Genomic DNA, 17812 nt, shown 5'->3' on the forward strand with positions numbered 1-17812 from the left:
CCGCCGCTAGCGCGGTGCCTTGTCGCGCACCCGCAGGGCCCACAGCACGAGGGGAACCTGGAGGGGGAGCCGGGCGAGGGCGACCAGCCGCTGCTTGGCGGGCTTGCGCCGGTAGTCCAAGGCCATCTTGACGTTGGCCGGGAACACGCCGACGAACAGGCCCGCCGTGAGCAGCCCGCCCAGCCTGCGGGTGCGCGGCACGGCGACGGCAGCGGCACAACCGAGCTCGGCGACCCCGGAGAGGTGGGTCCACGTCCGCGCCGCACCGGGCAACTGGCGCGGCACGATCGCGTCGAACGGCTCCGGCTTCACGAAGTGGAGCACGCCCATGCCGCCGAGGAAGGTGGCGAGGACGACGGCCGCGGTCTGCTTCTGCTGGGGCACTACTGAACGGTAACCGTATTTTCGGCAACCGGAACGGGCGGCGCGTGGGGAATCACAGCCCGCGCGCCGCTCACATGCCCTAACCTCCTGCGCCGTGACCGACGCGCACCATCCGGGCGCGGGTTCCGCCGAAGTACAGGAGGTCTCGGCCCGCGCCGAGTCCTACCTCGCGGACCTGCGTGACTGGCTGACCATCCCCTCCATCAGCTCCGACCTCGCACACGGCGACGACCTCACCCGCTCGGCGCGCTGGCTCGCCACGACCCTGCGCCGCGACGGCTGGCCGGTCGCCCGCGTCTGGGACGACGGCTCCGCCCGGCCCGCCGTGCACGCCACCTGGCGCGGCGACGGCCCCACGGTGCTGGTCTACGGCCACCACGACGTGGCGCCCATCCGTGACGTGCAGGGCTGGCGCTACCCCCCGTTCGAGCCGACGCTGCGCGACGGCGCGCTGGTCGCCAGGGGAGCGCGGAACAAGGGACTGCTCACCTCCGTGCGCCTCGCGATCGCCGCGCACCTCGCGGTCACCGGAAGGACCAGCCCCGCCGCCAACCTCGTGCTGCTCGCCGAAGGCGCGGGCGCGGTCGGTTCCCAGCACCTGGAACGCCTGGTCGCCGCGCATCGGCCGGAGCTCGACTGCGAGCTGTTGCTGATGTTCGCGCCCGCCCCCAGCGCCGCCGAGCCGGTGCTGCTCGGCGAGCTCGGAGTGCCCGCGCTGCCCGGTCTGCCGGTCCAGGACGGGGCCGCGTGCGGTGCGGAGGACTCCACCCATCAGGATGAACAGCTCAGCACCTCGCTGCTGCTGCACAACGCGGTGCGGCTGGCGGGACTTCTGGGCGGTCTGCACCGGAACCCGGCGAGGATCGACCTTCTCGACCACGGGAGCGCGGCATGATCCGCCTGCGTCGCAACAACAGCGACCTGGACGTCAAACCGGGGCACGCCCTGGTCGGCGTCCTGAAGATCCCGACGGCGACCGCGAGCCCGATCCGCGCCATCGTGCGGCGGGTCATCGGCGCCTCGCTGGCGCTGATCGCCACGGTGCTCATCGTCTACCTCGACCGCGACGGCTACCGCGACGTCAACGAGGACGGGCTGTCGCTGCTGGACTCGATCTACTACGCGACCGTCTCGCTGTCCACGACCGGCTACGGCGACATCACCCCCGCGTCGCCGTCGGCCCGGCTGATCAACGTCCTGGTGATCACGCCGCTGCGCGTGCTGTTCCTGATCGTCCTGGTCGGTACCACCCTGGAGGTGCTCACCGACCGTTCCCGGCAAGCTCTCAAGATCCAAAGTTGGAGGTCCAGGGTGCGCGACCACACGGTCGTCATCGGGTACGGCACCAAGGGGCGCTCCGCGGTCACCGCGCTGCTCGGCGAGGGCACGGAGGCCACCCAGATCGTCGTCGTCGACACCGACCACGAGGCACTGGAAGCCGCGTCCGCGCAGGGCCTGGTCACCGTGCACGGCTCCGGCACCCGCTCGGACGTGCTGCGGCTGGCAGGCGCGTCCAGGGCGAAGGCCATCGTGGTCGCGGCCAACCGCGACGACACCGCGGTGCTGGTCACGCTGACCGCTCGCGAGCTCGCGCCGAAGGCCCAGATCGTGGCGGCGGTGCGCGAGGCGGAGAACGTCCACCTGCTGCGCCAGTCCGGCGCCGACTCGGTCGTGGTCTCCAGCGAGACGGCGGGCCGCCTGCTCGGCATGGCCACCTCGACGCCGTCGGTGGTGGAGATGTTCGAGGACCTGCTCACCCCCGACGCCGGGCTGGCCATCTCCGAGCGCGACGTCGAGCCCAGCGAGGTCGGCGGCTCCCCCCGGCACATCTCCGACATCGTGCTCGGCGTCGTGCGCGACGGGCGGCTCTACCGGGTCGACGCGCCCGAGGCCGACGCCGTCGAGACGGGGGACCGGTTGCTCTACGTACGCAAGGTGACACCGGCTGGCGAGCACTAGTCCCGGGGAGTCTGGGAGCATCCTCCCCGTGGTCGCTCGCCCTGCCCCTGTGCGTTGGGGTCTGATCCTGCTCGTCGTCGGCCTTGTCGGACTCGGCGCCGCCCTCGTCGTGTGGGGGCTGCCGCTGGTCACGGGCTCGTCGTCGGGTGATCTCGCCCCGACCCGCCGTGTGCCTGCCACCGTGGTCTCCCCGGTGGCGTGCGGCTCGCAGGCGCGCGACGGCATCGAGCTGCGCGTGGACGGGCTGCCGATGCGCGCCAAGCTCGACGCGTGCGGCAGCCGTGAGGGCGAGCGGATCGAGGTCGAGGTGCCGCAGAAGCTGCCGGCCGACACCGACAACCTGGTCGTCCAGGTGGTCGGCACCGGGCAGGCGAGCAGCGGCCTCGGCCAGCGGCTGCGCGCGGTCCTGTGCACCGTCGCCGGGGTCGCGGGCGCGATCTACGCGCTGCTGCTCGCCGGGCGCGGACGACGGCGCCCGACCGCGGGCCAGCCGGCGTGATCACCGACTGATCACCCCCTGGTCACGCCGGGAACCCGGAGCGCGGGCAGCACGTCGGAGCGGGAAATTTCGCCCGCTCGCCGTGAGGAGTCCGATGCCGCACCACACCGCGCGGGCCCGGACGCTGGTCCGCCTGACAACGGGCGAGTTCGACCGCGGCTGGCGCGCCCTCGGCTTGGGACAGCTGCCGGAGCCCTTCGCCCACCTCGGCGGTCGCGGCCCGGTGCCGCCCGGTCCGGTGGACGCGCCGCTGCGCGACCTGCTGACCCTGTTGGCCACCGGCCGCCACGAGCTGCACGCCACGCTGCGCCAGGAGCCCGGGCGCAGGGCGATGGCGGCGGCCGCGGGCGACTCGGGCGTGCTCGCGGTGTGCGACGGTGACCGGATCACCCTCAGCACGATCTTCGGGAAGGCGCTGACCAGGACGATCGTCACGGCGATGCCCGCGATGCGTGGCGGCCCCGGTCGCTCGGTGAGCCTGCCGAGCGCGGTGTTCGACGCGGCCTGCGCCGCGGGTGACGACCTCACCAGGAGCCTGGTGGAGCGCAAGGTGAGCACCGCGGACGCGACCATGATCGGCGAGATGCTCAGCGGGGTGGTCGGTGGTGGCCAGTTCACCTCGGCGGTGCGCGACACCCTCAACCGCAGGAAGCGCGGGAACCACGCGGTCGCCTTCGTGGACACCGAGCACGGCCGCTACCTGATCGAACAGCGAGCCACCTACAACGGCCCTGCCTGGACCACGATCGCGCCGGGTGGCATAGCCCGCCTCACCAACCAGGTCGGCAGGCTCCTCACCGACACCGCCCGCACCAGCGGCCTCGACTGATCCGGTCCCGGACCGGGTTCAGCTGACCTCGGCGGAGGAGGCGGTCCAGGTGTTGCAGGAGGCGGTGCGGTTGTCCTTGTGACCGCGCTTCGCCCAGGCCGCCTGGTTGCTGGCCTTGCCGTGCGTGCTGCCCTGGACCGAGGTGTCGTCCATCCGGCGGAAGTCCGCGACGCCGTTGTCCGCCAGCGACTTCGTCACCGAGCCTCGGCCGGAGGTGGCCGCGAAGAACATGCCGGCGAAGCACGTCGCCTGCATCTCGATGCGGCGCGAGGTCTCGCGGCCCGCTGGGGTGGACTCACCGGCGTCGATCTGCTGGCGGTTGGCCGCCGAGAGCATGCCGCTGACCGCCTGGACGTGGTGGCCGTACTCGTGCGCCAGCGTCGCCAGGTGACCGGAGGCGGCTGCCTTGCCGGAGCCGTAGTTGCGCTGGAGCCTGGTGATCGGCATGTAGATCGTGAAGTTGGCGCCGCAGTACATCGCGATCGCCTCGTCCTCGTTCGGCGGCTCTCCGCAGGGGTTGCGGGGCAGGTCCGGCGAGGTGTCCAGCTTGGCCTGGTGCACCGGCAGGTTGGTCGCCTGCAGCACCGGCGACCACGCGGCCTCCAGGCACTTCAGCCCCGCCGCGTAGTAGTCGTGCAGCTGCTCCGCGGTGCGGCCGAACGCGGGCAGCTCGCAGTCGGTCGGGCCGAGGCCGAGCCCCTCCGCGAGCAGCGGGTGGTCGGCGAGGCGGTACTTCGGCCGCGCCATGGGCTTCTCGTCCTCGGGGGCGCGGGAGGTGCTCGTGAGTGGTCCCGCCAGTCCTGGGTCGCCGATGTCCGGCTCCGATCCCCAGGTGCGCGCCAGCCCGGCGAACCCGAGCGTGCCCGCGAGCAGACCGGCCACGACGAGGGTGATCACCAGCGGCGAGTTGCCGCGCCTGCGGTAGTGCGCTGTCGGGTCCTCCAGCGGCGGCTCGACTGGCTCTGTCATCGTCGGGGCCTCCACAAGCCGGTTCGGTCGGACCGAAGACGCACGTCCCCGGGGCCAAGCCATGGCGCTTCAAAGCATAGGCGGATGCAGGGGGCGTGTGCGGGCATAGGCTTGCGGTCATGGCCCAACCCCAGCTTCACCGGTTCACCCTGCCCAACGGGTTGCGGGTGCTCCTGGCTCCGGATCCCTCAGCTCCGGTCGTCGGCGTCAGCGTGCACTACGACGTGGGATTTCGTTCCGAGCCGGAGGGGCGGACCGGCTTCGCCCACCTGTTCGAGCACCTGATGTTCCAGGGCAGCGAGAGCCTGGAGAAGCTCGCCCACTTCCGCCACGTGCAGGGCTCCGGCGGCACCTTCAACGGCTCGACGCACCAGGACTACACCGACTACTACCAGGTCACCCCGTCCGCGGCGCTGGAGCGGATGCTGTTCCTGGAAGCCGACCGGATGCGCGCTCCGAAGATCACCGAGGAGAACCTGCGCAACCAGGTGGACGTGGTGAAGGAGGAGATCCGCCTCAACGTGCTGAACCGGCCGTACGGCGGGTTCCCGTGGATCACCCTGCCGCCGGTGCTGTACTCCAGCTTCGCCAACGCGCACAACGGTTACGGCGACTTCGCCGAGCTGGAGGAGGCCACGCTCGACGACTGCGCGGCGTTCTTCGACACCTACTACGCGCCCGGCAACGCGGTGCTGACGGTGACCGGTGAGTTCGAGGTCCAGCCGACCATCGACCTGGTGCACAAGCACTTCGGCGACGTGCCGGCGCGCCCGGTGCCGCCGCGGCCGTCGTTCTCCGAGCCGCTGCCCACCACCGAGCTGCGCGGCGAGCACGTCGACCGGCACGCGACGCTGCCCGGACTGACCGTGGGCTACCGCCTGCCGGACCCGAGCACCGACATGAACGCCTACCTGGCGTACATGGTGTTGTCCTCGTTGCTCAGCGACGGTGACTCCGCGCGGTTGGTGCAGCGGCTGGTGCACTCCGACGAGCTGGTGATCGAGGTCAGCGCGCGCTGCGGGCTGCTCGGCAGCTCGTTGGACGCCCGCGACCCGGACACCTTCGCCGTCGTGGCGATCCACCCCGGGCAGGTCGAGCAGGCCCGCGTGCTGGGCGCGATCGACGAGGAGCTGGAGAAGCTGGCCGCGCACGGCCCCGACACCGACGAGCTGGCCAGGATCACCGCGCGGTGGGCGGCCACGCTGCACGGCGCGCACGACCGGTTGACCTCGCGCACCTTGAACTACGGCTCCGCCGAGCTGCTGTTCGGCCGTGCCGAGCTGATCGGCGAGCTTCCCGGGCTGATCGCGGGAGTCACCCCCGACGACGTGGCGAAGGCGGCCAAGGGCCTGCGCCCCGACTCCCGCGCCGTGCTGACCCTGACCCCCGCAGGAGGCGAGCAGTGAGTATCCCTACCGCGCACCGCACCGCCGAGGCGATCGGGCGCACCGAGGCCGGTCCGCGCCCGCTGCCCGAGCTGGTCACGCAGAGCACGGCAGTCGAGCCCGAGCTCGTGGACACGGTGCTGGACAACGGACTCCGCGTCATCGTCGCGCGGCGCTCGACCGTGCCGATGGTGGAGTTCCGCCTCAACATCCCGTTCGCGGGAGACCGCCCTGAGCACGCCGCGCAGGCGGAGCTGCTGTCCGCGACGCTGCTCTCCGGCACCGCCCGCCGCAGCATGGTCGAGCTCGACAGCGACCTGGCGCGGGTCGGTGCGGCGCTGAGCGTCGGCGTCGATCCGGAGCACCTTTCCCTGTCGTGGAGCGGACTCGTCAGCGGACTGGACCTCCAGCTGGACGTGCTCGCCGACCTGCTGACCGCCGCGGCCTACCCCGAGCAGGAGGTCTACCGCGAGCGCGAGCGGCTGGTCAGCTCGATCTCGCTGATGCGCAGCCAGCCGGGCACGATCGCCAGGGAAGCCTTGCAGCGCCACCGTTACGGCGACCACCCGTTCACCAGGGAGGTGCCGACCGAGGAGGACGCCACCGCCGTCACCGTCGAGGACGTCCGCGAGCTGCACCGCCGAGCCGTGCTACCGCGTGGCTCGGTGCTCGTGGTGGTCGGCGATGTCGAGCCCCGGCGCGCGGCCGACGAGATCGCCGCGAAGCTCGCCGGATGGCACTCCGACGCCAGCGCGGTGGAAATGCCGCAGCTGCCGGACATCGCGGGCGGCGACCTGTGCCTGGTGGACCGGCCGGGGGCCGTGCAGTCGCAGCTCCGCTTCAGCACGCAGGCGATTCCGCGCACCGACCCGCGTTATCCCGCGTTGCAGATGGCCAACGTGGCCTTCGGCGGCTTCTTCTCGTCGCGGTTGGTGGAGAACCTGCGCGAGGACAAGGGCTACACCTACTCGGTGCACTCGATGTTCGAGTTCACCCCGGGCAAGGCGACCCTGCTGCTCAGCGGGGACACCGCGAGCGAGGTGACCGCGCCCGCCGTGCTCGAAGCCCGGTACGAGCTCGGCAGGATGTGCCTCGTGCCCCCGACTGAGTCCGAAGTGGACACCGTGCGCCGCTACCTCGTCGGCTCGCTGTCGATCGGTGTCTCCTCGCAGGCCGGTCTGGCCAGCAACCTCGCGGGCATGGCGGCCGTCGGCCTCGGCCCGGAGTGGCTGTGGGCGCACCCGGACCGGCTTCGCCAGGTCACCGTCGAGCAGGTCGCCGAGGCCGCGATGGAGTTCTTCCGGCCGACCGCGTGGACCGGGGTCGTCGTCGGGGACGCGGCGGCACTGGAGGCTCCGCTGCGCGCACTCGGGGGTGTCGTCCTCCCGTGACCGGAGCCGACTTCGTGCTTGACGGCCTCCCCGCGCTCTCTCGGTCCACTGTGGACCGTGCGGACGCGTTGCGGGACAACGCCGAACGGCTTGCCAAGGGGTGGGAGGAAGCCAGGCTCGTCGTCATCGACGAGCGTGGCCGCGCCCGGCTGGCCGGTGACGTGCTGCACCTCGGGTGGAGCGGCGAGCTCGGCGACGCGCCCGTCGACGGTGCGGTGTTCCTCGGCGAGGAGAACGAGGTCGCCTACTGGGCGGTGCGCGGCCCCGGTGCGGACGACTGGCAGGACCTGCGCATGTGCGGGGCGCTGCTCAACGACACCGACGCGGGTCTGATGACGGCGGCGGTCGGACTGCTCGCGTGGCACGACCTCAGCAACTTCTGCGCGCGCTGCGGTGCGCCGACCGAAGCCGTCCGCGCCGGATGGGCTCGCGAGTGCACCGGCTGCGGGCGGGAGGAGTACCCGCGCACCGATCCCGCTGTGATCTGCCTCGTGCACGACGGGGATTCCCATGTGCTCCTCGCGCGTCAGCCGATCTGGCCCGCGGAGCGCTACTCGGTGCTCGCCGGGTTCGTCGAGGTCGGCGAGTCACTGGAGGCGTGTGTCGTCCGCGAGGTCGGCGAGGAGGTCGGCGTCGCCGTCCGCGACGTCCGGTACCTCGGCAGCCAGCCGTGGCCGTTCCCGCGCTCGCTGATGGTGGGCTTCGCCGCCCTCGCTGACCGGGACGCGCCGCTCGCCCCGGCGGAGGGCGAGATCGAGCACGCCAAGTGGGTGCACCGCGACGAGGTCCGCGCGGCCTTCGAGGCGGGTGGCGCGGTCCCCGGGCTCGGCCTTCCGGGCGCGAGCTCGATCGCGCACCGGATGCTCGGCGCCTGGGCGAACGTCCGGTCGTGAAACGGGATCCCCCCTCGCCGTGCCGCGCGTCACCTCGGCGCGCGGCCTCTGCGAGTATGAGGCCGTGGGTGACTCGGAGCGTGGAGACCAACTGAGCGAAGGACTGACGCAGGGGCTCGATCCGGAGCAGCGGGCGGCGGTGCACGCGCCGCGCGGTCCCGTGTGCGTGCTCGCGGGCGCGGGCACCGGCAAGACCAGGACGATCACCCGCCGCATCGCGCACCTGGTCAACCACGGTCACGTCGCCGCGGGACAGGTCCTCGCGGTCACGTTCACCGCGCGCGCTGCGGGGGAGATGCGCACCAGGCTCCGCGCGCTCGGCGTGCACGGGGCGCAGGCGCGGACCTTCCACGCCGCCGCGCTGCGCCAGCTCCGCTACTTCTGGCCTAGGGTCGTCGGCGACGCGCCGTGGGAGCTGCTCGACGGCAAGCTCCGGCTCGTCGGCCAGGCCGCGCAGCGCGCGGGCGCGCCGACCGACCGCGAGTCCCTGCGCGACTTCGCGAGCGAGATCGAGTGGGCCAAGGCCTCGCTGATCAGCCCGGACGACTACGGCACGGCCACCGCGAAGATCGGAAGGGACATCCCGGGCCCCTCGGAGCAGGTCGCCGCCGTGTACGCGGGTTACGAGACGCTCAAGACCCGCGCGCGGTCGCTGGACTTCGACGACCTGCTGCTGCACACCGCCGCCGCGCTGGAGGAGCACAACGAGGTCGCCGCGGAGTTCCGCGACCGCTACCGCTGCTTCGTGGTGGACGAGTACCAGGACGTCACCCCGCTCCAGCAGCGCGTGCTCGACGCCTGGCTCGGTGCCAGGGATGACCTCACCGTGGTCGGCGACGCGAACCAGACGATCTACTCCTTCGCCGGCGCCTCCCCCCGGCCGCTGCTGGACTTCTCCAAGCGCTTCCCCGAGGCGACCGTCGTCCGCCTCGAACGCGACTACCGCTCCACCCCGCAGGTCGTCGCGCTGGCCAACAAGGTCATCGGTGCCGCGCGCGGCCGCCCCGCGGGCTCCCGGCTCCAGCTGATCGGCCAGCGGCCGGACGGGCCGCAGCCGCACTTCGCGGAGTTCGACGACGAGACGGCGGAGGCCAGGGCCGTCGTCCGGCGGGTCCGCAAGCTGATGGACGCGGGCGTGGCCGCCAGCGAGATCGCCGTCCTCTACCGGGTCAACGCGCAGTCCGAGGTCTACGAGCAGGCGCTCAGCGAGGCCGAGATCCCGTACCAGGTGCGCGGCGGCGAGCGGTTCTTCCACCGCCCCGAGGTCCGCCAGGCGATGCACGTGCTGCGCGCCAACAGCGACTTGGAGGTCGGTGCGAACACGCTGCCCGACGTGGTGCGCAAGCTGCTCGCCACGATCGGCCTCACCGACGAGCCGCCCGCGGGTGGCGCGATGCGGGAGAAGTGGGAGTCGCTGCTCGCGCTCGTCGAGCTCGCCGAGGAGTTCGCCGCCGCGGTGCCCGATGCCGATCTCCCGCGTTTCGTCGCCGAGCTCCTGCTTCGGGCGGAGGCGCAGCACCCGCCGACGGTGGAGGGGGTGACCCTGGCCTCGCTGCACGCGGCGAAGGGCCTGGAGTGGGACGCCGTCTTCCTGGTCGGCCTGACCGAGGGAACGCTGCCGATCCAGCACGCGGTCTCCGACAGTTCGGGCCAGTCCGAAGCGGTCGAGGAGGAGCGCAGGCTCTTCTACGTCGGGGTCACCCGTGCCCGTGAGCACCTCTGGCTGTCGTGGGCACTGGTGCGTTCCGCCGGTGGTGGACGCCCTCGCCGCCGCAGCCGCTTCCTCTACGGGCTCGTGCCCGACGACCACCCGGCGGCCCTGCCGGCCAAGGGCACCGTCGCGGGCGCCTCGTCGTTGCGCAGGGACGCCGCCAAGCCGGTGTGCAGGACGTGCGCCGGACCGTTGATCGGCAGCGTCGCGGTCAAGCTCGGCAGGTGCGCCGCCTGTCCGTCCGATGTGGACGAACTGTTGCTCGACCGGCTCCGGTTGTGGCGCGCCGACCGCGCGAAGCAGCTCAAGGTCCCGGCCTACGTGGTGTTCACCGACGCGACCCTGATGGCCATCGCGGAGCAGCGTCCGACCACGGTCGCAGGGCTGGTAGCCATCTCGGGTATTGGCGCGTCGAAGCTGGACAAGTATGGTTCCGACGTGCTCGATCTCGTGCACGCTGGGGGTTCGGACGGTGACCGCTCGGTCACTGGAACGGGCGATTGAAGACCAACTCGAATAAATCGGTTGCACGCCCTGGCACACGAGACATAGCCTGCAAAGGACGGAGCCCAGGCTCCTGACATCAACTTGATCAGGCCCGGTCACGGGCCCGCGAATGCCCTCGGAAGGAGGTGGTCCCAGTGAAGAACATCAGGAATCTCTCGCTCGTGGACTACCCCTTGGCCGGGGGCATTGGCATGTCCGCGCCCGTTGGCGGCGGCGTGAAGTTCAGGGGTGGCGCGTGGACCATCGCCGCCCCAGGCGCTCTGAAGCCGGAGGGGACGACTCTGTCCTCCGCCGCTGCCGCCGCGCTCCACGTGGGCCGTGAGAACCAGTTCGCCGTTGATGCTCAGCAGATCGTCCGTGCTTGCACGTCCGTACCAGTGGACCGAAGTCCCTGACGCCAGTCAGGACAGGCTCACGAAGGCCGCGGACCGCAAGTCGGTTCGCGGCCTTCGTCATTTCCGCACAAAGAAAACACAGCAACAACCGAGGAGAACACTGTGTTGACCGCGACCGTTCCGCTCAGCGGAGCGATCCCCGAGGTCGGGCTCGCCCCCGACTGCGGAACCGCCGACGTGTTCGACGCGGCGGGCAACCTGCCCTGCCGGGTCGACGACGCGGACCTCTGGTTCGCGGAGGCGCCCTCCGACCTCGACCGTGCGAAGTCCCTGTGCGTGGGCTGCCCGGTCAAGGCCGAGTGCCTCGCCGGAGCGCTGGCACGGCGTGAGCCGTGGGGTGTCTGGGGAGGTGAGATCTTCGAGCGTGGCGCGGTGATCGCGCGCAAGCGGCCCCGTGGCCGTCCGCGCAAGGAGGTCAGCGTCGGCGCCACCGCCGGCGTCACCACGAAGCAGGAGGCAGCCGCATGAACGACCACATCTACTTCAACGCGATGACCAGCAACGACCTTCACCAAAGGGTGGCTTCGAAAATGTTTCTGCACGAGCATCTAACCCGTCAACGAATGCGGGAGGCGGAGCACTCCGCCGCGCACGAGCGACAAGCCCGTCGCCTTTCCGCCGCGCAGCGCTGGCAGTGGCTGGCCTCCGTGGCGAACCGCCGGGCGGCGCGGCACACCGCCTCGCTCTGATGGTGGGGGCGGGCCGAACCCGTTCCGCCCCAACAAGATCCACACAACGTCATCGACCGTGAACTGACGGGCGTCGTCCTCATCGGGACGGCGCCCGTCGTCGTTGTGCGGCCCCGATGCTTGCTGATCAGCCGGAAACAAGGACAAGCCGTGCGGGTGTTCCGCGGCGACGAGCACCCGAAATCGGTAGTGCCCGTCAGTACGGTCAGCCCATGGGTTCCCACGCGCACGCACACGACAACATCGACTGGCCGAGCAAGCTCGCCGAGCTTCGCCGGGCCGACCGGCTGAGCGCACCAGCGCGCGCGGAGGTCGCCGCGAAGCTGATCGACGACGGCGTGCGCACCGTGATCGACATGGGGTCGGGTTCCGGTGGCTGGGCGGCGTCCTTCGCCGAGGCACTGCGCACGTCTGGCGCCTCCGGCGCGACCCTCGTCCTGGTCGACGCCGTCCCCGAGCTGCTGGCCGCCGCCGAGCAGAGCGTCCGCGCCGCGGCCGGTTCCGAGGTCGAAGTCGTTGCCGTGCACGGCGATGCCGCCTCGCCGGAGCTGGCCGGGCAGCTTCCCCCTGCCGACCTCGTGTGGGCCTCGCACGTCGTGCACCACCTGCCCGACGAGCAGCAGGGCGTTCGGAACCTGGCCGCGTCGCTCGCGGAAGGCGGCAGGCTCGCGCTCGCCGAGGGCGGGCTCGCGCCTCGCTTCCTGAACACCATCGGCCTGGGCGAGCCCGGTCTGCAGCAGCGGCTGGACATCGCGAAAACCCAGTGGTTCGTGTCGATGCGCGCGGAGATGGCGGGTTCTGTCCAGCTGAACGTCGGCTGGAGCAGTGTTCTCCGCGACGCCGGGCTCACCGACGTGACCGCGTTCAGCTATCTCCTCGACCGGCCCGCGCCGCTGAGCGAGGACGACCGCCACACCGTGCTCTCCCGCGTGCGCTGGCTGCGCGACACCACCGAGGGCTGGTGCTCCGCCGAGGACACCGCGCTGCTGGACCGCCTGCTCGACCCGGCCGACGAGGTGTACCTCGGGGGCCGAGCGGACCTGTTCTGGTTGCAGGCCAACACCGTGCACCTCGCCCGCCGGCCGGTCGCGTAGCCTTCGGGCGCATGAGCGAACCCGCCGCCTGCCACCGCTGCGGCACCCAGCGCGACCTCGACGGCGACCCGGCGGGCGCGCTGGCCTGGGTCAGCGACCGGGACAACGGTCGCACCCGCTGGCTGTGCCCGGCCTGTGCCAGGGCCCACGTGCGCGACATCGAGAGCAAGCTGCCCAGCGAGTGGTGGGCCTGATCCCGCTCAGTCCTCGCCGGTCCCGGTGTCCTCGTCGTCCTCGGCGAAGCCGGGCTGCCAGCGCGTGACGATCTCGCGCGCGGGCACCTCCGCGTCCAGCTGGCACAGGATGCCGATGGAACCCATCGTCACCCGGTGGATCAGCAGGTAGTTCGGCGGCAGGTTCAGGAACCGCCCGGTGCGGAAGTCCGCGCCGCGCAGGTTGCTGATCCGCTCGGCCTGCGACTGCAACCAGCTCCTGGTGAAGCGGAACCGCTCGCCGTGCATCGGCTCCACGAACGGCGTGAAGTAGTCGAGCACGTCCTGCGGGGCCAGCTCGGTCTCCTGGCCGAGGAAGCGCTCCTGGCGCAGCAGCTCGACCAGGTCCTCCGACCGGTCCTGCAACGCCAGCCTGCTCAGCACGCCCAGCGTGTGCGGCAGCCCCTCCGGCAGGCGGGCGACCGCGCCGAAGTCGATCACGCAGAGCCTGCCGTCCGGCAGCGTCATGAAGTTGCCGGGGTGCGGGTCGGCGTGCAGCAGACCGGTCCGCGCGGGCGCGGAGAAGTGGAACACCGAGAGCAGGTAGCCCGCGGCGTCGCGCTGCTCCCGGGTGCCGTCCTTGATCGTCGCCGACAGCGGTGTGCCCTCGACCCACTCCGAGACCATCACCTTGGGCGCGCTCGCCACCACCCTGGGCACCAGGATCTGGTCGTCGCCCTGGAAGCCCGCGGCGAAGGCCCGCTGGTTGTCGGCCTCGATGCGGTAGTCCAGCTCCTCGACCATGCGCTCGCGCAGCTCGGAGAGCAGCGGTTTGACCTCCAGCCCCGGGATCAGCGCGCGGAAGAGGCGGGAGAAGCGCTCCAACTGGCGGAGATCGGCCAGCAGTGCCTCGTCCGCGCCGGGGTACTGCACCTTGACGGCGACCTCGCGGCCGTCGTGCCACGTCGCCCGGTGCACCTGACCGATGCTCGCCGCCGCCGCGGGCACCTCGTCGAAGGAGGAGAACCGCTTCTCCCAGGACCGGCCGAGCTGCTCGGCGAGCACCCGGTGCACCGTCTTCGCGGGCAACGCGGGCGCGGCGGACTGGAGCTTGGTCAACGCCTCCCGGTACGGGGCGGCCATCTCCTCGGGCACCGCCGCCTCGAACACGCTCAGCGCCTGGCCGAACTTCATGGCCCCGCCCTTGAGCTGGCCGAGGACCGCGAACACCTGCTCGGCCGTCTTGGCGGAGAACTCGGCGCTGATCTCGTCGGAACTGCGCCCCACGAGTCGCTTGCCCCATCCGGCGGCGACTCGTCCCGCGGCACCGAGCGGCAGGCTGGCGAGTTTCGCCGTGCGGTGCACGGCACGACGCGGGATCTCTGTCACCGGTTGATTCTCTCCTGACAGCCCCGCCGGACGCAGCCGTTTCCCGGCTCGGCCCTCGCCGGGCCGCTGACCTCCTGACGCGTCCGAGTGGTGCGAGAAGGGTCTGAGTTGCGTGTCTACATATAAACAGACCCCCCTTCGCTCCCGCCACAACCACATCGGTGATGGGGCGGGCACGAACGGCGGAAAGCCTGTGCCCGCACCGGATCCAGCTCGATCGCGGCGTTCCACGTCGGCGGCGCCTCGGCCCCGCCGCGCAGGTGGCCCAGCGCCAGCAGCACCTGTCCCGCTGCGAACACCGCGGCACCGTGCGCGCAGACCAGCTCCTCCGGCGGCGACAGGCCGCCGAGCTGGCCCGCCACAACGGCCCAGCCGGGGTCCCGGTCGCCGCGCCAGTGGTCGGCGCAGGTCAGGCAGCTGCTCCGGCCGGGGCTGACCAGCGGGCCGACGTGCGCGCTGGCCTCGTGCAGCTCCACCGCCAGGTGGGAGACCCCGCGCGACATCAGGTCGGAACGCAGGTCCTGGTCCCGGACGGCCGCCCCGGTGAGCACCACGAAGTCCGGCGTCGACCGGGACCGCTTCGCGACCTTGCGCACCGATCCGATCCCGGCCGAGCGCAGCAGTGACGCCAGCGCGTCGGTGACCCGGCCCGTTCCGTGCACGGTCACCGCGGCCCGGCCGCGCTCGGCGAGCACGTCGGAGCACGCGCGCCCGGTCCGCAGCGCCCAGACCCCCGCGTCGACGGCGAGCCCCGGCGGGGGTTCCCGCTCGGAACCCCCGGAGCCACTGGCCGGGCTCGGAGCGCCGTCGCGGTCGAGCACGCCCGCGCGGGACAGCGCGGTGAGCAGGCCCGCGAGGTCGGACCGCGCGGTGGTCCCGCCGTCCGGAGCGCCGGTGGCGAGCAGGTGCTGGAGCGTGTGCCTGCCGTCGAGCTCGCGCAGGACGCGGACCAGGTCCGGGGAGAGCCGGTCGACCACCACGGCGTAGCGCGGGTCGAGACCGATCTGCACGGTGCCCTCCCCGCGCCACAGAACGGGCAGGCCGGGCAGCAGCCGGGGGCGCTTGGGCAGGGGAGCGGGGTGGGTTCCGGTTGCGTTCATGGCATCGACAGTCGCACCGGGGAAGACCGTCGGCAAAACGGTTGTCCACAGGATCGCGAAGTTGTCCACAACCTGTGGGAAGAGCTTGACAGCCTCGGCAACCGCGCAGGATTGGTTACGGAGAGTGGCCTTCGGGCCCCGTGGACCGAAGGCCACCCCCGAGGAAACCTCTTGCTACGACGCCTTGCCGAGGATCCGGGTCATCTTGGTGCCGCACGTCGGGCAGGTGCCCTTCGCCATCCGGCGACCGTTCTTCTCTTCCACTTCTCCCTGGAAATCCCGCTTCTCACGGCACTTGACGCAGTAGCCGTTGTACGACTCCGCCACGGCTTCCTCCCTTGCTCGGACGGCCCCCGCGGTGAGACGGGAGCACCGTGAGCACGTCTCACCGTCCGTGCTCGCGACTCGGCGCCACGCTACCTGTGCATCTATGTAGATGCGCGCATGACACGTCCAACGTGTGATTGCGCCGGGAGGTGCGGGCAAACCGCAGCAGGCTGTCGGTCCCTCGTCGTAGCGTGCTCCTCGTGACACAGGCGGAAGTTGAAGTCCGTCGAAGCACGCGACGACGGCGCACGGTCACCGCGTACCGCGACGGAGACAAGGTCATCGTGCTCATCCCGGCGAGGATGAGCAGGTCGGAAGAGGAGCACTGGGTCGCCGAGATGCTGGCCAGGCTCCAGCGCAGCGAGACCAAACGGCGCTCGCCAGCCCGGCAGTCGGACGAGGCGCTGCTGCTGCGCTGCGCCAACCTCTCCGCCCGCTACCTGGGCGGGAAGGCGAACCCGGCGAGCGTGCGGTGGGTGCCGCCGATGCGCACCCGCTGGGCGTCCTGCACGCCGAGCGACCGCACCATCCGGATCAGCGAACGGCTCCGCGACGTGCCGTCCTGGGTGCTCGACTACGTGCTGGTGCACGAGCTGACCCACCTGCTCGTGCCCGGCCACGGACCGCGGTTCTGGGAGCTGGTGCGCAACTACCCGCGCACCGAGCGGGCCGTCGGCTACCTGGAGGGGCTGGCCGCGGCGGCCGGATGGGAGATCGAGGCCGAGGACTGAGCCCGGTCAGTCCGGCAGCACCACCCGGTCGATCCCGCGAGCCGCGAGGTAGCGCAGGTCCGTGCTGCGGCCCTGCCGGACGATCGCAGGCCGGACACCCTGGTCCACCAGCTTCGCCCAGGCGAGGAGGAACGACAGCCCGGGAACGGCGCCGTCGGGCAGGACCAGGGCGACCGGGCGGGGCAGCTCCCGGGGCGGGTGGTGGTCGAACTCCCGCGCCAGCCGCGCCACCACCGCGCCGATCGGCTTGCGGTCGCCGCGTCGGGAGAGCAGGCCGAGGTCGTACTCCAGCGGGTTGAAGCCGGTGAGCCGGGGGCTGAGGTCGTGCGAGCACCACCAGGTGATCCCGAACAGCTGGCCGCAGGCGGCCATGTTCCTGATGGAGCGCTCGGTCCACTCGGGGATGACCGCGGCGTCCATCCACTTCGTGGACACCCCGGTCTCCTCGATCCACACCGTTCGGCGCAGGTCGGTGTGGAAGGCCTTGAGCAGCTCGACGAAGTACTCGGAGTAGTGCAGCGAGGGCGTGGACAGCGGTCCGTACCGCTGGATGACGTTGGTCCAGCCCGCCCAGGTGTGGCAGGCGGTCGCGGTGCCGCTGGTGGCAAGCCCCTCGCGGGTGAAGTAGGCGTCGTTGAGCCACGGGTAGTGGTCGATCCCGGACACGTGCAGCCTGCCGGGCGCGACGCGTTCGCAGGTGGCGAACAGTGCCGTGTGCCACGCGTCGCCCTGCTCGGGGGTGATGTTCATGCCCAGGGGCTGGGCGAACCAGTTGACCTCGTTGGACAGGTCGAAGCCGAGGAAGCGGCGGTGGGCGCCGACCCGCGCCGCGATGGCTTCGAGCAACGCGTGCTGCCCGGCGAGCGCCACCGGGTCGGTGAAGATGTTCCTGGTCCTGCCGGTGCTGTTGTCGATCAGCCACGGTGGCACGAACAGGAACCCGCTCAGCGCGCCGTTGAACACGGTGACCTCGACGTCGAGCCGGACGGTGTCGGCGAGGTCGAGCAGCTCGGCGAGCCGGTCCAGCATCTCGCCGCGCACGTGCCCTGCGTTGGGCTGGAAGTCGGGCCAGAGGCACATGATCCGGATGTGGTCCACGCCGAGGCCCGCGATGTCGGCGAGGTCGCGGGTGATCGAGGCGCGGTCCCAGTCCGACCAGCTGAACCACCAGTTCCGGCTGGGCACGTAGTTCACGCCGAGCCGGACGCGGCGCTTCGTCGAGCCCCCGCCGAGCGCTCCCGCCACCGGTGCGGCTGCCATGCCGTGCAACACGGTTCTTCTGTCCACAGTGGACAAGCGATCGGGCTCCATCGAGCCTCCCGAGGCTGACATCGTTGTCGCGGCGGCGAAAACCAGCCTCGTGCCCCTCGACCGGCGCGGTCAAGCGCCGATCGAGGGGAGGACTCGG

General features: G+C 71.6%; 19 protein-coding genes. 13 read left to right on the top strand and 6 right to left on the bottom strand.

Features of this window, described 5'->3' with window-relative positions; genetic code table 11:
- Window positions 1-6 precede the first annotated feature (6 nt).
- Complete coding sequence (locus ACFFQA_RS26050) at window positions 7-384, bottom strand: DoxX family protein (RefSeq protein WP_512699666.1); 378 nt, start codon at window positions 382-384, stop codon at window positions 7-9.
- Between the two features lie 94 nt (window positions 385-478).
- On the opposite strand from ACFFQA_RS26050, the gene ACFFQA_RS26055 reads away from it, so the two are divergent.
- The 4 genes from ACFFQA_RS26055 (at window position 479) to ACFFQA_RS26070 (ending at window position 3671) form a co-directional block, all read left to right on the top strand.
- Entirely contained in the window at window positions 479-1279 is an 801-nt protein-coding gene (locus ACFFQA_RS26055; protein ID WP_377857475.1) for a zinc-binding metallopeptidase family protein, read from the top strand.
- Window positions 1276-2343, top strand: coding sequence for a potassium channel family protein (locus tag ACFFQA_RS26060; protein ID WP_377857477.1), 1068 nt, complete (start codon window positions 1276-1278; stop codon window positions 2341-2343). Before ACFFQA_RS26055 ends, ACFFQA_RS26060 begins: the two co-directional genes overlap by 4 nt.
- 49 nt (window positions 2344-2392) lie before the next feature.
- Window positions 2393-2842 carry a hypothetical protein gene (locus ACFFQA_RS26065; protein WP_377857480.1) on the top strand — a complete coding sequence of 150 codons (450 nt, stop codon included), beginning with the start codon at window positions 2393-2395 and terminating at the stop codon, window positions 2840-2842.
- A 94-nt stretch (window positions 2843-2936) separates the two neighbouring features.
- Entirely contained in the window at window positions 2937-3671 is a 735-nt protein-coding gene (locus ACFFQA_RS26070; protein WP_377857482.1) for an ESX secretion-associated protein EspG, read from the top strand.
- Between the two features lie 18 nt (window positions 3672-3689).
- Here the strand turns inward: ACFFQA_RS26070 and ACFFQA_RS26075 are convergent, their stop codons facing one another.
- Window positions 3690-4640 carry a neutral zinc metallopeptidase gene (locus tag ACFFQA_RS26075; RefSeq protein ID WP_377857485.1) on the bottom strand — a complete coding sequence of 317 codons (951 nt, stop codon included), beginning with the start codon at window positions 4638-4640 and terminating at the stop codon, window positions 3690-3692.
- A gap of 119 nt (window positions 4641-4759) precedes the next feature.
- Between ACFFQA_RS26075 and ACFFQA_RS26080 the strand changes: the two genes are divergently transcribed.
- The 8 genes from ACFFQA_RS26080 to ACFFQA_RS26115 all read left to right on the top strand — a co-directional run bounded on the left by ACFFQA_RS26080 (window position 4760) and on the right by ACFFQA_RS26115 (window position 12899).
- The gene (locus tag ACFFQA_RS26080; protein WP_377857487.1) at window positions 4760-6046 is read left to right on the top strand and encodes a M16 family metallopeptidase; all 1287 of its coding nucleotides are present in this window, start codon (window positions 4760-4762) and stop codon (window positions 6044-6046) included.
- 2 nt (window positions 6047-6048) lie between these two features.
- Window positions 6049-7416: a M16 family metallopeptidase gene (locus ACFFQA_RS26085; RefSeq protein WP_377857718.1), complete on the top strand. Its 1368-nt coding sequence runs from the start codon at window positions 6049-6051 to the stop codon at window positions 7414-7416.
- Window positions 7413-8309: an NAD(+) diphosphatase gene (nudC, locus tag ACFFQA_RS26090; protein WP_377857489.1), complete on the top strand. Its 897-nt coding sequence runs from the start codon at window positions 7413-7415 to the stop codon at window positions 8307-8309. The genes ACFFQA_RS26085 and nudC overlap by 4 nt, the downstream gene beginning before the upstream one ends.
- Before the next feature lie 64 nt (window positions 8310-8373).
- Window positions 8374-10524 carry an ATP-dependent DNA helicase UvrD2 gene (locus tag ACFFQA_RS26095; RefSeq protein WP_377857492.1) on the top strand — a complete coding sequence of 717 codons (2151 nt, stop codon included), beginning with the start codon at window positions 8374-8376 and terminating at the stop codon, window positions 10522-10524.
- A 500-nt stretch (window positions 10525-11024) separates the two neighbouring features.
- Window positions 11025-11390, top strand: coding sequence for a WhiB family transcriptional regulator (locus ACFFQA_RS26100; protein ID WP_377857495.1), 366 nt, complete (start codon window positions 11025-11027; stop codon window positions 11388-11390).
- Window positions 11387-11611 (top strand): hypothetical protein, encoded by a 225-nt coding sequence (locus ACFFQA_RS26105; RefSeq protein WP_377857498.1) that lies wholly within the window; start codon window positions 11387-11389, stop codon window positions 11609-11611. Before ACFFQA_RS26100 ends, ACFFQA_RS26105 begins: the two co-directional genes overlap by 4 nt.
- 212 nt (window positions 11612-11823) lie before the next feature.
- Complete coding sequence (locus tag ACFFQA_RS26110; protein WP_377857501.1) at window positions 11824-12705, top strand: class I SAM-dependent methyltransferase; 882 nt, start codon at window positions 11824-11826, stop codon at window positions 12703-12705.
- A gap of 11 nt (window positions 12706-12716) precedes the next feature.
- Window positions 12717-12899: a hypothetical protein gene (locus ACFFQA_RS26115; protein ID WP_377857504.1), complete on the top strand. Its 183-nt coding sequence runs from the start codon at window positions 12717-12719 to the stop codon at window positions 12897-12899.
- Between the two features lie 6 nt (window positions 12900-12905).
- Here the strand turns inward: ACFFQA_RS26115 and ACFFQA_RS26120 are convergent, their stop codons facing one another.
- The 3 genes from ACFFQA_RS26120 to ACFFQA_RS26130 form a co-directional block, all read right to left on the bottom strand.
- Window positions 12906-14246, bottom strand: coding sequence for an ABC1 kinase family protein (locus tag ACFFQA_RS26120; protein WP_377857506.1), 1341 nt, complete (start codon window positions 14244-14246; stop codon window positions 12906-12908).
- Between the two features lie 116 nt (window positions 14247-14362).
- Window positions 14363-15346 (bottom strand): hypothetical protein, encoded by a 984-nt coding sequence (locus ACFFQA_RS26125; protein ID WP_377857508.1) that lies wholly within the window; start codon window positions 15344-15346, stop codon window positions 14363-14365.
- Between the two features lie 174 nt (window positions 15347-15520).
- A complete protein-coding gene (locus ACFFQA_RS26130) occupies window positions 15521-15673 on the bottom strand; it encodes a DUF5679 domain-containing protein (protein WP_377857511.1) in 153 nt (50 codons plus the stop codon).
- 191 nt (window positions 15674-15864) lie between these two features.
- Between ACFFQA_RS26130 and ACFFQA_RS26135 the strand changes: the two genes are divergently transcribed.
- Window positions 15865-16404, top strand: coding sequence for a M48 metallopeptidase family protein (locus tag ACFFQA_RS26135; protein WP_377857514.1), 540 nt, complete (start codon window positions 15865-15867; stop codon window positions 16402-16404).
- Window positions 16405-16410: 6 nt separating this feature from the next.
- Here ACFFQA_RS26135 and ACFFQA_RS26140 read toward each other — a convergent pair whose 3' ends face one another.
- Window positions 16411-17715: a glycoside hydrolase 5 family protein gene (locus ACFFQA_RS26140; protein ID WP_377857517.1), complete on the bottom strand. Its 1305-nt coding sequence runs from the start codon at window positions 17713-17715 to the stop codon at window positions 16411-16413.
- Window positions 17716-17812: the final 97 nt, after the last annotated feature.

The sequence above is a fragment of the Allokutzneria oryzae genome, from assembly GCF_042429765.1.
Classification (GTDB): domain Bacteria; phylum Actinomycetota; class Actinomycetes; order Mycobacteriales; family Pseudonocardiaceae; genus Allokutzneria; species Allokutzneria oryzae.

Excerpts from the sequence above, each read along its gene's own strand:
- ACFFQA_RS26075 (WP_377857485.1), bottom strand. The coding sequence starts at position 4,640 with ATGACAGAGCCAGTCGAGCCGCCGCTGGAGGACCCGACAGCGCACTAC.
- ACFFQA_RS26060 (WP_377857477.1), top strand. The coding sequence starts at position 1,276 with ATGATCCGCCTGCGTCGCAACAACAGCGACCTGGACGTCAAACCGGGG.
- ACFFQA_RS26110 (WP_377857501.1), top strand. The coding sequence starts at position 11,824 with ATGGGTTCCCACGCGCACGCACACGACAACATCGACTGGCCGAGCAAG.
- ACFFQA_RS26115 (WP_377857504.1), top strand. The coding sequence starts at position 12,717 with ATGAGCGAACCCGCCGCCTGCCACCGCTGCGGCACCCAGCGCGACCTC.
- ACFFQA_RS26140 (WP_377857517.1), bottom strand. The coding sequence starts at position 17,715 with ATGGAGCCCGATCGCTTGTCCACTGTGGACAGAAGAACCGTGTTGCAC.
- ACFFQA_RS26105 (WP_377857498.1), top strand. The coding sequence starts at position 11,387 with ATGAACGACCACATCTACTTCAACGCGATGACCAGCAACGACCTTCAC.
- ACFFQA_RS26070 (WP_377857482.1), top strand. The coding sequence starts at position 2,937 with ATGCCGCACCACACCGCGCGGGCCCGGACGCTGGTCCGCCTGACAACG.
- ACFFQA_RS26125 (WP_377857508.1), bottom strand. The coding sequence starts at position 15,346 with ATGAACGCAACCGGAACCCACCCCGCTCCCCTGCCCAAGCGCCCCCGG.
- ACFFQA_RS26080 (WP_377857487.1), top strand. The coding sequence starts at position 4,760 with ATGGCCCAACCCCAGCTTCACCGGTTCACCCTGCCCAACGGGTTGCGG.